At 66.2% G+C, this 15,798-nt stretch carries 10 protein-coding genes; 1 reads left to right on the top strand and 9 read right to left on the bottom strand.

From position 1 onward, the window contains the following. The 7 genes from ACTQ1Z_RS01235 to ybaK form a co-directional block, all read right to left on the bottom strand. Window positions 1–882, bottom strand: coding sequence for a branched-chain amino acid ABC transporter permease (locus tag ACTQ1Z_RS01235; protein ID WP_320679659.1), 882 nt, complete (start codon window positions 880–882; stop codon window positions 1–3). Between the two features lie 189 nt (window positions 883–1,071). Next, window positions 1,072–2,310: an ABC transporter substrate-binding protein gene (locus tag ACTQ1Z_RS01230; protein ID WP_441858117.1), complete on the bottom strand. Its 1,239-nt coding sequence runs from the start codon at window positions 2,308–2,310 to the stop codon at window positions 1,072–1,074. Between the two features lie 440 nt (window positions 2,311–2,750). After that, the gene (locus ACTQ1Z_RS01225; RefSeq protein ID WP_441858115.1) at window positions 2,751–4,055 is read right to left on the bottom strand and encodes a DegT/DnrJ/EryC1/StrS family aminotransferase; all 1,305 of its coding nucleotides are present in this window, start codon (window positions 4,053–4,055) and stop codon (window positions 2,751–2,753) included. Then, window positions 4,055–5,278 carry a carboxylate--amine ligase gene (locus tag ACTQ1Z_RS01220; RefSeq protein WP_441858113.1) on the bottom strand — a complete coding sequence of 408 codons (1,224 nt, stop codon included), beginning with the start codon at window positions 5,276–5,278 and terminating at the stop codon, window positions 4,055–4,057. The genes ACTQ1Z_RS01225 and ACTQ1Z_RS01220 overlap by 1 nt, the downstream gene beginning before the upstream one ends. Before the next feature lie 220 nt (window positions 5,279–5,498). Further along, complete coding sequence (locus ACTQ1Z_RS01215) at window positions 5,499–6,728, bottom strand: coiled-coil domain-containing protein (RefSeq protein WP_320679653.1); 1,230 nt, start codon at window positions 6,726–6,728, stop codon at window positions 5,499–5,501. A 707-nt stretch (window positions 6,729–7,435) separates the two neighbouring features. Further along, complete coding sequence (gene murJ / locus ACTQ1Z_RS01210; RefSeq protein WP_441858110.1) at window positions 7,436–9,148, bottom strand: murein biosynthesis integral membrane protein MurJ; 1,713 nt, start codon at window positions 9,146–9,148, stop codon at window positions 7,436–7,438. Beyond that, a complete protein-coding gene (gene ybaK, locus ACTQ1Z_RS01205) occupies window positions 9,145–9,654 on the bottom strand; it encodes a Cys-tRNA(Pro) deacylase (RefSeq protein WP_441858108.1) in 510 nt (169 codons plus the stop codon). The genes murJ and ybaK overlap by 4 nt, the downstream gene beginning before the upstream one ends. 227 nt (window positions 9,655–9,881) lie before the next feature. On the opposite strand from ybaK, the gene ACTQ1Z_RS01200 reads away from it, so the two are divergent. Next, complete coding sequence (locus tag ACTQ1Z_RS01200) at window positions 9,882–10,577, top strand: aspartate/glutamate racemase family protein (RefSeq protein ID WP_441858106.1); 696 nt, start codon at window positions 9,882–9,884, stop codon at window positions 10,575–10,577. Between the two features lie 194 nt (window positions 10,578–10,771). Here ACTQ1Z_RS01200 and uvrA read toward each other — a convergent pair whose 3' ends face one another. Next, window positions 10,772–13,708 carry an excinuclease ABC subunit UvrA gene (gene uvrA / locus ACTQ1Z_RS01195; RefSeq protein ID WP_441858104.1) on the bottom strand — a complete coding sequence of 979 codons (2,937 nt, stop codon included), beginning with the start codon at window positions 13,706–13,708 and terminating at the stop codon, window positions 10,772–10,774. A 219-nt stretch (window positions 13,709–13,927) separates the two neighbouring features. Then, entirely contained in the window at window positions 13,928–15,709 is a 1,782-nt protein-coding gene (locus ACTQ1Z_RS01190) for a radical SAM protein (RefSeq protein WP_441858102.1), read from the bottom strand. Between the last annotated feature and the right edge of the window lie 89 nt (window positions 15,710–15,798).

The following is a 15,798-nucleotide window of genomic DNA, read 5'->3' as shown; positions in this document are numbered from 1 at the left end:
CTACACCTTCTCCCTGACGGTCTTGCCGAGAAGGCCAGACGGCCTCACGAGCAGTACGACGATAAGCACTCCAAAGACGATGGCGTCGGCGAGCTGCGTGCCAACGTATGCCTTCGCGAAAATCTCGATGACACCGAGGACGAGGCCGCCCACGAAGGCGCCCGGGATCGAGCCGATGCCACCGATGACCGCGGCAGTGAAGGCCTTGATGCCCGGAAGCGAGCCGGTGGTGGGGATCAGCGTCGGGTAGGCGGAGCACATGAGCACGCCGGCGATGGCGGCGAGGCCAGAACCAATGGCAAACGTGAGTGAAATGGTCGAGTTCACGTTAATGCCCATGAGCGTGGCAGCGCCTCGGTCCTCGGAACAGGCGCGCATGGCCTTACCCATACGAGTCTTGCCAGTGAACATCGTCAGGCCAATCATGACGATGATGCCGGTGACGACCGTGACGATGGTGATGGCGCTCACCACGAGCTGCCCGTCAAACAGGGAAACGGACGGCAGGTTCACAACGGACGGGAACGACTTGGTGTCGGAGCCCCAGATGAGCAGCGCCGAGTTCTGCAGGAAGTAGCTCACGCCAATGGCGGTGATGAGCACGTCAAGCGACGGCGCGTTGCGAAGGGGCTTGTAGGCAAGACGCTCGATAACGATACCCAGGACGGTGCAGCCGACGATGGAGAGAAGAACGCCCACTCCGGTGGGAAGGCCCAGGTAGCTCACGGCACAGAAGCAGATGTAACCACCGACCATAATGATGTCGCCGTGGGCGAAGTTCAGCATCTTGGCGATGCCGTACACCATGGTATAACCCAGCGCGATGATCGCGTAGACGCTGCCGAGCGACAGGCCGTTGATGAGGTTCGTCAGAAAGCCCATGTCATGCCGCCTCCTTTCAAATCATGTCACCGAAACCGATTCGCAACTGGCGCGGAATCTCCCGGCAACCCTTGTCTCCTACTGACGAGCGGGGACCATCAAGCCAATGGTCCCCGCTCGCTATTCACACTATTACGGACGACGCGTCTTAGACGGAACGCGCGAGACGCCCGCCCGATCGCTGCAGGACTAGTCCAGCGGCTGGTACACGCCGTCCTTGATGACCATGCCCTTGGGCTCCTTGGAGACCTCGCCGGTCTCCTTCCAGGTCATGTTCTCTCCAGTCAGGCCAGAGTAGGAGTAGCCATCGACGATGGCAGCCTTGAGCTTGTCGCAGATGTCAGAGGCGCTCATGTCAGGCGTGCACTCGGTCTTCTCGAGGAGGTCCTTGACGACGTAGACGCAGTCATAGGCGTCAGCGGCGAACTGAATCGGCTCGTCACCATAGGCGTCCTTGTAAGCCTTGGTGAAGGCGGAGGTCTTCTCATCGGTCGCAGTGGCGACGAACGGAGTCAGGAGCATGAGGCCCTCGGCGAGGGAGGTGTCGAAGCCCTCAACGGTGAGGATGCCGTCCATGCCATCGCAGCCGAAGAACTTCGGGGCATAGCCCATGTTGGCAGCCTGGGTGAGGATGAGCGCGGCCGGGGTGTAGTAAATCGGGAGGAAGACGAGGTCAGCGCCGGCGTTCTTCGCATCATTCAGCTGGACGGAGAAGTCCGTGGCGTTGTCGGCCGTGAACGTGGTGGTCGAGACGATGGTGAGGTTCTGCTCGGCAGCCTCGGCCTCGAACTTCTTGAAGATGCCGGTGGAGTAGGCATCGGAGTTGTCGTAGATGACGGCGATCTTGGTGCCGAGCTGCTTCTGCGCGAGGTACTGGGCGGACGCGGTGCCCTGGTTCGGGTCCGTGAAGCACATCTGGAAGACGTTGTCCTTGCGCGGGGTGGTCACGTTGCCGTCAGCGTCAGCCTGGCCGCCGATGACGTCGTTGGACGAGGCAGACGGCGTGAGCTCGAAGATGTTGTCGGCGTTGGTCTCTGCGGAGACGGCCACGCACGGAGCGGTGGTAGTGGTGCCGACGAGAACCTGCAGGCCCCAGTCCTTCAGGTTGTTGTAGGCGTTGACGGACTTCTCCGGATCGTGCTCATCATCCTGACAGTTGTGCTCGAACTGAATACCCCCGGCGGCGTTGATCTCGTCAACGGCGAGCTGGGCGCCGTTCTTGGTTGCGGTGCCGTAGATGGCTGCGGCACCCGTCAGCGGGCCGATGTTGCCGATCTTGAACGCACTAGCGGAACCGGCACCAGAGGCCGTGCTCGCGGAAGAGCCGGAGTTGCCGCAACCGGCAAGAGCGGTCGCGCTTAGAATGCTCGCGGCACCAGACAGCTTCACGAAGTTCCTACGAGTCATGTCAAAACGCTTGGACTCCATCTTTCATCCTCCTCGATACGGCCCGATGAGATGTTTTAGCGCACCCGGTCAGGCCTTCGCCGAGCGCGTTGGTTAGCTATCGTAGCGTGCATAAAACGGATAGCAAGATGGAACTCCATAAGGTGAAAACGTTTTAACATCACCGAAATATAAGTCCGGCCATGCAAGTGAATTCGATATAGGAAGTGACGCCGGCAGGGACGCCGACGCCACTTGGCTGCGCCCATGTAGGGACGCGTCTATGCGGTTGGTGAAACGGGACGCGCGGGAGCTGAGGCGGTCCGGCGGCGGGACCGACGGGACTAGCGGGCCGGCGGCGGGACCGACGGGACTAGCGGGCCGGCGGCGGGACCGACGGGACTAGCGGGCCGGCGGCGGGGCGCGCGGGAGCTGACGGCGGACCAACGGCGGGGCGGCGGCCAAGCGCGGAGCCGGCAGGGCTAGCGGACGGCCTCGATGACGAGGCGGGCGACCTCGCGGGCTCGCTCGGGCGCGACGTCCGTCGGGAGCGAAACGGCGCCCTCGCAGGCACGCGCGGTCTTGGGCCACGCGGCGAGCGTGCCGTCCCAGCCGTAGGCCTCGGGCTTCGTGACGCCCGGGAAAAGCGGCTCGCGATACCACGCGACCGCATAGAGTCCCGCGGCGCGCACAGACTTGATGGCGGCGTCAGCGCGCTCGGCGTCCTCGAGGAAGACCGGGAAGCGCAAAAGTGGCTGGGCCTCCCCCGCGAAGGCGGCAGCGGGAACGCTCACGCCGGCGACGTCCGCGAACTCCTCGCAATAGGCAGCGACGGCCTCGCGGCGCTGGGCCTCATTGGCGTCGAGCCCCGCGAGCGCGGCGCGCGCGGTGTCGCAAACCCAATCGCCCGGGCGCTCGGGCCCGCTCGCGAGCCCTCCCGCAAGCTCGATCTCGCCAATCGCGGGCTCAAAGGCCCCGTTGGCCGTCAGGCGGCGGCGCAGCGCGTGGCTGATGCCGGCCGGCAGGTGGTTGAGGACGCGGATCTGGTTGAGGTAGTGGCGCGCGGCCTTGGCGCGGCGCTCGCCGAGGGCGGGCAGCGCCTCCAGGCGAGCGACGACGTCCGCGCCGAGGGGCGTGGCGGCAAACCCCGGGTTCACCCAGGCAGCACCGCCGAAGTGCGTCGGCAGCATCTTCTCGACGCCGAAGGAGTGGAAGGACAGGTCCGCGAGCGGCTTGCCCTCCGCATCGGTGGCGAGACGACCCACACAGTGTGCACAGTCCTCGAGCACGATCGCCCCACGGGCATGAGCGGCGGCAGCAAGCACAGCGTCTGCCGCAGGCGCCATGAGGCCGCAGGTGTGCTGCAGCATGACAGCGGAGGACTCGCCGGCGAGCGCGGCGGGAATGGTCAGCGTGTCGGGGTCGATATCGCAGAAGCGGGGAACGAGCCCCGCGGAGGTGATCGGGTCTACGGCGGTGCAGCAGGTGAAGAGCTGCGTGGCGACCTCGCGGCCACCAGCCGCCGCGATGGCGTCGCAGGCGACACGCATCGCCTGGCGCGCCTTGAACGTGAGGTGCCAGTCCTCGGGCCTCGTACCGGAGCGCGCCGCCAGCATCTGGCGGACGGCGAGATCGGAGGGGGTGCCCGCAGCGGGAGCCTCGGCAGTGCCCGCGCCCGTGGCTCCCACTGGCTGCTTGGCGCACTTCTCGGCCACGGCCGCGCCCGTGGCCCCCACGCGCTGCTCGGCGCACTTCTCGGCGGCGCCCGCGCTCTTCTCGGCCGCCATTAGGACAGGTCCCTCTTGCCGAAGTACTTGCGGAAGTCCACCACGTAGTGGACCCAGAGCTTGGCCATATTCCACAGGCGCTTCGGGTTGTTGTCCTTCGCGCCGAAGATGGTCGTGCCGCACTTGCCCTGGCTCATGAGCTCGAGCGCGCGACGCTTCTCCGGGCCCTCCTCCACGTACTTGCGCACGACGCACTTGGGCACGCCGTACCAGAGGACCTCGTTGGTCGCGCGGACGGGCTCGAGCACGCCGCCGTCAAGCAGGTCGTCGACGGCATAGCGGGCGAGGTTGTAGCCGGAGAGCGTCGTGAAGAAGCTGCTACGGCCGGCGCGCGGGTTCACCTCGAACAGGCGGTAGGAGCCGTCGCGCGGGTCGTACTTCATGTCGATGTTGAAGAAGCCGCGGTAGCCGCTGTGGCCGAGCAGGCTCTCCACCGTGTCGTAGATGGCGTCGTCCGCGTACGACAGGATCGCGGCGTAGTTGCCGATCGCCATGGGCGAGTAGTCCTCGAGCAGCGGGTGGCCGAGGCTCATGAGGGTCACGGTGCCGTCGCCGCGGACGTAGCCGTTGACCACGCGCATGTTGCGGTCGTCGCCGGGGATGAAGTCCTGGATGATGAGGCGGCCCGGGTAGCCGGCCTCGTAGATGCGGCGGACGGTCTCCTCGAGCTCCTCAGGCGTGCCGAGGACGAAGGCCTTCTTCTGACCCTCGAACGGGTGGGCGCGGTATGCCGGGGCGTCGGAGGGCTTGAGGGCCACGGGGAAGCCGAAGGGCAGCTCAGGGACGGTCGGTCCGTCGGTTACGGCCGTCTTGGGATACGGGACGTGGCGCTCCTCGCAGAGCTGGTAGAAGCTCTCCTTGTCGTTCATGCGGTCGACGATGTCACCGGAGGCGCACACGACGGCGTAGCGCGCGTCGAGGTCATCCATCTGGTGCGAGAGCGCGACGGAGTAGTCGTCCCCGCAGGGAACGAGCAGCGGGACCACATCGCCGAAGCCGTCGGCCGCTGCGTTCAGGACCTCGGTGAGGCGCGGGCCCTCGAGCAGGTCCGGCACGACGCGGACCTCGATGAACTTCGAGTTGGCCGTCGGCGTGAGGCCAAAGGTGCCGTACACCACGCTCGTGGAGCCAAACTCCTCATAGAACGCGCGGGCCATGCCGTATCCCGCAATCTCGGTTCCGAGAAGAACCGGGACGAACGGACGCCTATCCGTGCTGCTCATGCGCACTCCCTCCCGCGCCGGCGCCGCCGGCATCGGATGTCTGGACGCGCGCCGGGTCGACCTCGGCGCGCGGATCGGTCTTGCTTGTAGCCGCCGCGCGCGACGTAGCCGGCGCGGTGGCCCCACTTGCATCCGCCGCGCTAGCGGCGCGACGGGGTCTCACACAAAGGCGGGGCACCCCGGAAGGTACCCCGCCAAAGTCTAGCTTTCTTCCGCCCCGTTAGACGATGGGGCCGCCGCCAACGAAGCTGCCCGACGAATAGTACACGCTGGCGATTTCGACGCCACCCCAGTTGGAGTGAATCATGAGGCCGCCGCCGATGCACATACCCACGTGGGTGGTGCTGTTGACGCCGCTGCCCCAGAACATGAGGTCACCCGCCTGGAGCTGGCTCTGGTCCGTCGTCCAGCCGCCGCCGTCGAGGCACCAGCCGATCATCGAGTTGCCGCGACCGTTGCTCATACGCTGGCCGCGCGGGATGGAGATGCCGGCCTTCTTGTAGGCCCACCACACGAGGCCGGAACAGTCGAACTCCTGGCCGGGGATGGCGTTGCCGGCCCACGAGTAGCTGACGCCGAGCTGGGACTTGGCGGCGGCGATGGCGCCGGAGATGCCGGAGCCGAAGTCCTGGTTGCCGCTGGAGTGCGAGCCGGAGTTGCTGTGCGAGCCGGAGCTCGAGTTGCCGTTTGAGCCGGAGTTGCCGCCCGAGTTATTGCTCGAGCCGGAGTTGCCGGAGGTGGCGTTGTTCGAGCCGGAGTTGCTCGAGCCAGCGTTGCCGCCGGCGTTCGCGGCGGCCTCCGCCTCGGCCCTACGCTGGGCCTCCTCGGCGGCGAGCGCCTCCTGGACCTCACTCGACAGCGAGTTCACATAGGACTGCTGCTGCTCGAGCGCGCTCTGGATCTCGCCGGCCTTGGACTGCGCGTCATCGACGAGCCTCTGCTGCTCCTCCTGCTGGGACTCGAGCTCGTTCTGCTTGGCGGCGAGTTCAGCCTGGACGCCCTGGACCTGGCTGATGACCTCGGCGTCAGACTCCGCCACGCGGTTCGCGTAGTAGACGCGGCTGACGAGGTCCTCGAAGCTCGAGGAGTCGAAGAGAATCGAGACGAGTGAGACGCCGCCGGTCTTGTAGTTGGAGGAGACACGGCCGGCGAGGGTGTCCTGCGCGGCATCGAGTTCGGTCTGCTTCTGCGAGACCTCCTCCTGCGTGGAGGCGATCTGAGCTCGGGTGTCCTCGAGCTCCGCCTGGAGCTGCTCGAGCTCGGCGAAGGCGTTGTTAGCCTGCTCCTGGTACTTGGCGGTCTGGGCCTCGGCCTGCTGGAGCTGGGCCTGGAGGTCCGACGAAGACGCCGCGAGGGCGGCGGTGGGCGACGTGGCAAACAGAAGCCCCGCGGTAACAACGGTGACGACGAGGCGCTTGCCGACGGTGGGGGCTGTGCGTTTAAGGTTCATTGTCCCTCTCCTTTCGGGTGGTATCAGTATAGGCGAGGATTCCGCCGCGCCCAACCCCCGATGACAGATGGCGTCACCGTATGCCCACACGGCCTGGTCAAGCGGCAATTTGGCCGTTAACGCCGGTGCCCCAGCGGCAGGCGACGTGTCGAGGCCCAGAGCGATCGCGGCGTGTCGGCGGCAGCGGCAGCCCGGAACTGCAGACGGCACGCCGGAGGCCCCGGACAATCGAGGCATCTCGGCGGTCCCGGCGTCCCGAAGCGGCAGACGGCACGTCGGCGGTCCAGAGCAATCGCGGCATCTCGGCGGCACCGGTGGCCCGAAATGGCAGGCAGCACGCCGGAGGCCCGAAGCGGTCACGGCATCCTGCCAGCTTGGCCCGCCGCCTTCGTCTTTGCGGAAACGAGCGGTCGTTTTTGGATTTCCCCGAAGAGAGTGACGAAATGACGTGGCATTTTTCGCCCGCGCCGAGTAGAGGCCCGATCCTCATTTGGGAAACCGCAGGTAGACTAATTGCTGTAAAAAGGTCTACTTTGCGTTCGTCGTTTTTGCCACGTCATTTCGACTCCGCTAATTGAAAGGGCCCGCGTCAGGCGCTCGACTGAGCGCCTGACGCGGGCCCAAGCGCAGAAAAACCCGCGCACTCTCACGTGCGTCGTTCACGAACGGGCCCGAGGAGCGCGCGGGCGCCGCAGCTTGGGCGACCCCTAGCGGCGGAACTTGCGCAGGATACTGCTCACAAAGCTGGCCTCGGGGAGTTTGAGCGCGACGGCAATGCCGTAGGTCACGAGCACGGACGGGATTCCGCCCGCAACGATGACGACAAGCGCGCGCGTAATCGTCAGGGAGCCAAAGCCGCCCATCAGCCATACGACGAGCGCGCCCACGGCGCCGCCCGCAAGCCCCAGCACCAACGCGCGGACGCTACTAATCACAAGGCCGCGGATGCCAATCCGACCCATGGCGTGGCGCAGGAACGCAAGCGACACCACACACAGCATAAGCATGAAGATAGCGCTGCCGAGGGAAACCGCATGAATGCCAAGGACGCCCACCATCCCGACGGTGAACGCGACCTGCACGACGGAGGCCGCGACATTGGCGAGTGCGAACAGCGTCATGCGCCTCATCGCGGAGAACACCTTCTGGAAGAAGGTCTGGAGTCCGTACCACGGGAGCGCAAGCGCGAGCGTCGCGAGGTAGGCGGCGGTGAGGTTGGCGCTCTCGGCGTCGAACTGGCCCACGCGTAGAAGCGACATGAGCGGCTTCGAGAAGACCATCAGATAGACCATGAACGGAATGAGGGCGAACATCACGTGCCCCATGCCCGTCGAGACCTGGCGCCTGAACGAATGCTCGTCACCCTTGGCGAAGCTCTCGCTCATCTCGGTGAACATCGCCACGGTGATGGGCACGGCGAGCACGGCGTAGGGCAGGGTGTACCACAGGCGCGCGTAGTACTGGATGGAGCCGCCCTGCTCGGGCACGGCCGCAAGCGCCATCGACGTCATGACCGAGGTCGTCACAAAGGAGCACGCGGTGACAATGAGGGTAGGGGCACCGATGCCCACGGTCTCGCGCAGTGCCGGATCATGCAGGTCAATGCGGAAGGTGAGCTTGATGCCATGGCGGCGCAGGCTCGGGAGCTGCATGAGGACCTGGACGGCGACGCCGAGGGGGTTACCCAGCGCAAGGATGAGGAAGGCCGCTGAGTAGTTCACGTTGACGAGCGCCGCGAAGCCGATGAACGACGCGATGGTGATGAGGTTGTTGAAGATGGGAGCGGCGTTGCTCCAGAAGTAGTCGCGCTCGGCGTTGAGGATGCCCGACGCCAGGCTCGAGAGGCAGTAGAGGACGATCTCGATCGCGAAGAAGCGGAAGAGCGTGATGCCATCGGCCATCTGCGCCTGGTCGGTCTTGGCGGACTGCACCCAGATCAGGGGCGCGGCGAAGACGAGGCACAGCACGAAGCATACGCCGAGCAGGACGAGCAGGATCGAGAGCAGGTTGGAGATGTAGGTGTTGGCGCCCTCCTTACCCTTGTGCTCGCGAACGTCGAGGTAGACGGGGAGGAACGCCGTGATGAGCATGCCGCCGATAACGAGCTCGTAGAGCTGGTTGGGCAGGTTGTTGGCCACGGTGTAGCAGCTCGAAAGCAGCGTGGTGCCAAGCGCGAAGGCCTGGCCCCAGGTGCGGAAAAAGCCGGTGAGGCGGCTCACGATGACGAGGGCGGTCATAAGCGGGGCGGTGCGGGGGACGTTGAGGTCGGCCGCAGCGGTGGCGGCCTCAGCGGGCACGGCGGCTTCGCCGGGCGCGGCGGCTTCGGCGGGCGCGGCGGTGACACCGGAGGCGGTTTCGGCCCCCCCACGCTTCTCGGCCAGGGCGTCACCCTGCTCGGATGCCTTAATGTCGTCGGTCATCGGAGGTCCTCTCGGCAGATGTCGGCGAGGGTGGCGCCCAGGAAGGAGACGAGCTCCTCCGGGTTCAGCTTGAGGGTGAGGCCCAAGCGCCCGCCGGAGATGTAGATGTCATCGAAGAGCTGCGCGGTCTCGTCGATCAGGGTTGGGAACTGCTTCTTCATGCCCACGGGCGAGCAGCCGCCACGCACATAGCCCGTCGTGGGCTCGAGGTCACGGACGTGCATGAGCGACAGGGACTTCTCCCCCGCCGCGGCCGCGGCCTTCTTGAGGTCGAGCTCATCGCCGGAGGGGACGCAGCAAACGACGTGGCCGCCAGCAGGCGTCACGCACACGAGGGTCTTGAATCCCTGCTCGGGGGCATAGCCGAGCATGTTCGCGATGCGCACGCCGAGGTCGCTCACGCCGGTCGGGTCGGGCTCCTCGAAAGTGATGGCCTCGTACGCCACGCCGCCACGCTCGAGCTCGCGCATGGCGTTCGTCTTCTGGACCTTCTCCTTGCGTGCCATTCGGCTCCTCCCGACGGGTGTCGCGCGGGCAACCCCGTTGCTTTCCGTGCGAGGCGCGGGGCAAAGCCGCACCGTCCGCGGCGACCCGCGCGCGGGGCGCCATAAAATCGCTCGCAGACGGGCCTTCGCAGGACCGTCACAACGCATCCATTCCGAAGGGTATAGTTAACCACTACGTAAGACCGAATATGCGCAGGTCGCATGGAGAAGACGGGCTGGTGTGCATCATGGAAAAGCTAGGCGTCATTGGCGGCATGGGCCCCGAGGCTTCGTCGTACTTCTACAGCGAGGTCATTCGCCATACCAAGGCGGAGCGCGACCAGGATCATCTCGACCTCGTCCTCATCAGCCAGGCCTCGATGCCCGACCGCACGGAGGCCATCGAGACCGGTGACGACGCCAAACTGCTCGAGAGCATGCGCGTCGACCTCCAGGCACTCGAGGCGTTCGGGTGCGCGCACGTCGCCATCACGTGCAACACCTCGCACTACTTCTACGACAAAATCCAGGCATTCACGAAGGTACCCATCATCCACATGCCACGCGAGGCCGTGCGCGAGGCCGTCGAGGGCCGCGGCGCCAAGTGCGTCGGCATCATGGGCACGGACGGCACCGTCCGCACGGGCATCTACTCGCACGAGTGCGAGGCAGCCGGCGTCGAGTGGGTCGTACCCTCCCCCGAGCGCCAGGCCGACGTCATGTCGATCATTTATGACGACGTAAAGGCAGGCAGGCCTGCGGACATGCACAAGTTCGACCGTGTGATGCGCGAGTTCATCCGCCTCGACTGCGACGCCGTGATCCTCGCCTGCACCGAGCTCTCCGTCGTCAAGCGCGACCACGAGGTTCCCGACCTTTGCATCGACGCGATGGACACCCTGATCCGCGAGTCGATCGTCCGCAGCGGCGCCACCTACGTGTAGGGTCCGCACGACGTCCGACGCACGACATCCCCGCAAACGACAGGCGGTGCGGCACCATTCGTGATGCCGCACCGCCTTTGCGTACGCATGCGCGCCCGCGCGCCGGGTGCGTTGCCCTTCGCAAGCCGGGTGCGCCGCCCTTCGCAAGCCGGGTGCTGCCGCCAGTCGCGTGCCAGCCGGCAGCACCCGCGAGCCTACTCCTCCGCCGGGGCGGCGCCAAACGCGCTCACGCGCGGAACCCACTCGCCCTTCCCCGAGGCGTCGAGGGCATCCTGCAGCTCGCGCGTGCGCTCGAGCACCGGCCCGAGGAACTTGCCGGTATAGCTCTCCGGACAGGCCGCGACCTCCTCGGGCGTGCCGGTGCACACCACGGTGCCGCCGCCGTCACCGCCCTCGGGGCCCATGTCGATTAGACGGTCAGCCACCTTGATGACGTCGAGGTTGTGCTCGATGACCAGCACCGTATTGCCCGCGTCGACCAGGCGCTGGAGGACGTCAAGCAGCTGGCGCACGTCCTCGAAGTGCAGGCCCGTCGTGGGCTCGTCGAGGATGTAGAAGGTCTTGCCCGTCTGCTGGCGGTGGAGCTCCTTGGCGAGCTTCACGCGCTGCGCCTCGCCGCCAGAGAGCGTCGTTGCCGGCTGGCCCAGGCGGATGTAGCCCAGACCCACGTCATAGAGCGTCTGGAGCTTCTTCTTGATGCGCGGGATGTTCCCAAAGAACGCCAGGGCCTCGGTCACGCTCATGTCGAGCACGTCCGAGATGCTCTTGCCGTGGTACTTCACCTCGAGCGTCTCGCGGTTATAGCGAGCACCATGGCAGACCTCGCACGGGACGTAGACGTCTGGCAAGAAGTTCATCTCGATCTTGATCTGGCCATCGCCCTTGCAGGCCTCGCAACGGCCGCCCGGCACGTTGAACGAGAAGCGACCGGGACTATAGCCGCGGGCACGGCTCTCCGGCGTGGACGAGAAGAGCGCGCGGAGGTCATCCCACAAGCCGATGTACGTGGCCGGGTTGGAGCGCGGCGTGCGGCCGATCGGGCTCTGGTCCACGTCGATGACCTTGTCGATTTGGTCGATCCCCGTGAGCTTCTTGTACTCGCCCACCGGACGCAGCGAGTTCTGGATGGCGTTGGTGAGCGCGGGGGCGAGGGTGTCCGTCACGAGCGAGCTCTTGCCCGAGCCTGAGACTCCCGTGACCACCGTGAGCGTGCCAAACTCAATGCTCACAGTCACGTTCTTGAGGTTGTTGTGGCTCGCACCGACGATCTTGAGCTCGCCGCGGCCGGGACGGCGGCGTTCCTCCGGCAAGCGAATGAGTCTCCTACCCGTGAGATAGGCGCCTGTGATCGAGTCCGCGCACTCGCAGATCTGCCCGGGCGTGCCCGCGGCGACCACCTCACCACCCAGCTCGCCCGCGCCGGGGCCCATGTCGATCACGTAGTCAGCCGCGCGGATCGTGTCTTCGTCATGCTCGACCACAATCACGGTGTTGCCCTGGTCGCGGAGGCGCTCGAGCGTCTTGATCAGGCGGTCGTTGTCGCGCTGGTGCAGGCCGATGGAGGGCTCGTCGAGGATATAGAGCACACCCATGAGGCCCGCGCCGATCTGCGTGGCCAGGCGGATGCGCTGCGCCTCGCCGCCGGAGAGCGTCGCCGAGGCGCGGGCGAGGGTGAGGTAATCCAGGCCCACGTCCACCAGGAAGCGCAGGCGCTCGACGATCTCCTTCACGATGCGCCCGCCGATGAACTCCTGGCGCTCCGTGAGTTTGAGGTCACGGAAGAACTCGAGGGACTCGCGACAGCTCATGCAGCAGACGTCATAGATGGACTTGCCGCCCACCGTGACGGCGAGAATCTCCGGCTTGAGGCGCGCGCCATGGCACGTCGGGCAGGGCACCTCATGGATGTACTTCTCCAGGCGTGCGCGCATCTTCTCGTTGGTTGTCTCCGTGTACTTCTCGAACAGGACGGAGCGCACACCCGAGAAGGTGGTCGACCAGTTGGTATCTCGACCGTCGAGCGTGTGGTAGTCGACGCGGACCTTCGTGGAGCCGAGACCGTCGAGGAGGGCATCGCGCACCTTCTTGGGCAGCTTGTTGAACGGGGTGTCAGGGCTCGCCTTAAAGTGGCGGCACACCGCAGCGAGCACCTGCGGGTAGTAGTTCGACCTGCCGAAGAAGCTGCCAAACACCCCCTCGGAAACGGAGAGGTTGGGGTCCTCGATGAGCGACTCCGCGTCCACCACGCGCCTGAAGCCGAGGCCGTCGCAGTCCGGGCAGGCGCCATAGGGAGCGTTGAAGGAGAAGTCGCGCGGCTGTGGATCATCCATCGAGTGGCCGTGGATGGGGCACGCGAGCGCGAGCGAGTACTGGAGCAGCTCGCCGGGAATGCCCTCGGGGTCATCGCGGTCGGGCAGCATGTAGACGCCCACCTTACCGGCGGCGAGGCGCGTCGCCGTCTCCACTGCCTCCGCGATGCGGCCGAGGCTCGTCTCGCGAATGACGATGCGGTCCACCACGACCTCAATGTCGTGCTTGAGCTTCTTGTCGAGCTTGATCTCCTCGTCAAGCTCGCGGACCTCGCCATCGATGCGAACGCGCGAGAAGCCCTCCGCGCGCAAATCATCGAGGAGCTTCGTGTACTCGCCCTTACGGCCAAGAACCACGGGGGCAAGCACCAGCGCGCGCCGGCCCTGACCCGCGGCGAGGATCTTATCCGCCACCTGGTCCGTCGTCTGGCGCTCGATCACGCGGCCACACTCCGGGCAGTGGGGCGTGCCCACGCGGGCGAAGAGCAGGCGGAGGTAGTCATAGATCTCCGTCACGGTACCCACGGTTGAGCGCGGGTTCTTCGACGTGGTCTTCTGGTCGATGGAGACCGCCGGGGAGAGGCCGTCGATCGAGTCGAGGTCCGGCTTGTCCATCTGGCCGAGGAACTGGCGCGCATAGCTGGAGAGACTCTCCACATAGCGACGCTGGCCCTCGGCATAGATGGTGTCGAAGGCCAGGCTCGACTTGCCAGAGCCCGAGAGGCCCGTGATGACGACGAGCTTGTCGCGCGGAATCGATACGTTGATATCGCGCAGGTTATGCTCGCGCGCGCCCCTGATAACGATGGAATCGGAAGCCATGGACCACTCCCCCGTTGTGCCGTTTCTCATAGCTCTTCAGTGTAACGAGACGAGCCGCGAGGCGCCAAACGCCATCGCGGCTCCATAGAACATCCGTTCGTTGTTCGCCCTGGAGTAGCAACCTGCGGCTACTAGCGAAGCCCACCCTGTGGCCACCAGCGCAGCCCGGGCCGGCACCCCGCGCCCATCAGCGCAGGCCGGGCCGGCACCCCGCGGCCGCTAGTGCAACAGCGGGTTATCGAGGTGAAGCTCCGGCCTCGGGGCACGCGAAGGCACGCGTGCGACGGGCGCTGAGGCCACGGGGGCCTCCTCAACGACGCGGAGCTCCCACGCACTCGCCACCTCGGCGGATGGTGAACCCTTGCGCACGCGAGCCAGAGCGGTGGAGAAGACCGGGCCCACGACGTCACAGCGCCAGACGCGAGCTCGCACATGGCGCCAGGCAATACCCTCGCGAAGCCACAGCTCGACCGGCTCGTCGAACCAGAGCGCCCGGGCAAGGCCCGCCCCCAGGTCGCTACGGTCCTCTCGCAGGGCAACGACAACGCCACGCTCGCCCGCAAGCTTGGAAACTCCCAGCTCAGAGGCGGAGAACGCCTCGCAGAACAGAGTCCCCTCCTCGCCGGGGACGCTCACGCGCGGTGCGCCCTCGCCCGAGGGCGTCTCGCCCGCGGCGACAACCTCGGGAGAAGTCTCCTCGCGGTTCAGGCCCTTCCAGACGGAGGCGTCGATTCGCTCGAGGTCCGCATCGGGGTGGTTGCCGCACATCTTGTAGTCGTCCTCGAACGCAACCAGCCCATGGCTCGCGCGCACGTCGTGGAAGCCCTTCGCGAGCTCCACGTAATACTCGATGGGAGGCATCGGGCGCCAGCCCAACACGCTGCGACGATGCGGGCGCCAGATGACGGACAGGCAGGTCACGCCGCGCTCGGCGAACCACTCGCACGCCTCAAGGTTGCGCTCGATCGCCTCCTCGGACGTGAGCACCGCGCCGTCACCGGCGAGCTCGGCCCCGCCAACCACCTGCGTGTAAACGTTGCCCGCACCGAAGACGTCCACGGCGTCGACCGTGCGACGAAGCCACTCGTCATACCCTACGTGAGCGTTCTTGCCAGGGCACAGGCGCGCGAACTGGCCCGCGCCCCAGACCTCGAGGTTCGGGCTATACGAGGTGACACCCGACTCATCATGCAGGCGCTTGACGAGCTCGCGAGGCCAGGCGGGAGCCATGACCTGGCACGAGAAGCGCCCGGAGAACGTCTCCCCCATGGCGCGAACGCAGCGCAGGTAGCGCTCGAGCTCACGCCCGAACGGCGGCTCGCCCGCATAGTCCGTACCTCCGGAGATGTAGAGCTCGGAGTAGCGGCCGGGCTCGGCGAGAGCCGTGCGCACGGTCTCGCCAAGCTGGGCGCAAGGGACCTCGGGCTCGATGCCGTGGCGCGTGAACAGCGCGCAGAAGCGGCATTGCTCGCCGCGGCCCCAAAACTCGCAGCGACGATAGGACGTGAGGATCAGCTTCTGGGCGCGAACGTCGGCAAGCTCGTCCATGGGAACGCCGCCCGTCGCCTCATGGTCGAAGAGCTCGGGGCGCAGCACGAAATCCACGACGTCCAGGATGCCCTCGCGGACGTCTCCCGCAGGGTCGCCGTCCGCAGCGATCGGGCCGGCGGCCGGTTCGCGAAGCACGAACTCGCCCGCACGCTCGTCAAAGTCGATGACGTAGGGGTCGTCGTACGTCTCGCCCCAGTTTATGTAGACGTAGGTGGCGTCGCGGAGGAGCACGCCGCCGGGCATGACGAGGCGCGCGGGCCTTCCACCAAACGCGATGTCAAAGGGCTCGGCGGAGGCAAAGCGGTAGTCGCCCTCCTGCAGACGAGCGAGCGCCGTCGCGGAAAGACGGGCGCCATGCCAAACCATCGAGATCTTGAGCAGCACAAACGGGCTCATGCCCGGGTTCTCCGAGCAGAGCCTGCGCCACTGCTCGGCCTTGGTCTCTCGCATGGAAAGCTCCCTTCGAATCGGATGAACGGCGAAAAGTTGACAAAGTGACAAAGGGACAGTCCCTTTGTCAACTTTGCGGACGCGCGCAG

This window comes from Parolsenella sp. LCP21S3_E11, from assembly GCF_052118165.1.
Taxonomy (GTDB): domain Bacteria; phylum Actinomycetota; class Coriobacteriia; order Coriobacteriales; family Atopobiaceae; genus Parolsenella.
This window is presented reverse-complemented; position numbering and strand designations above follow the sequence as displayed.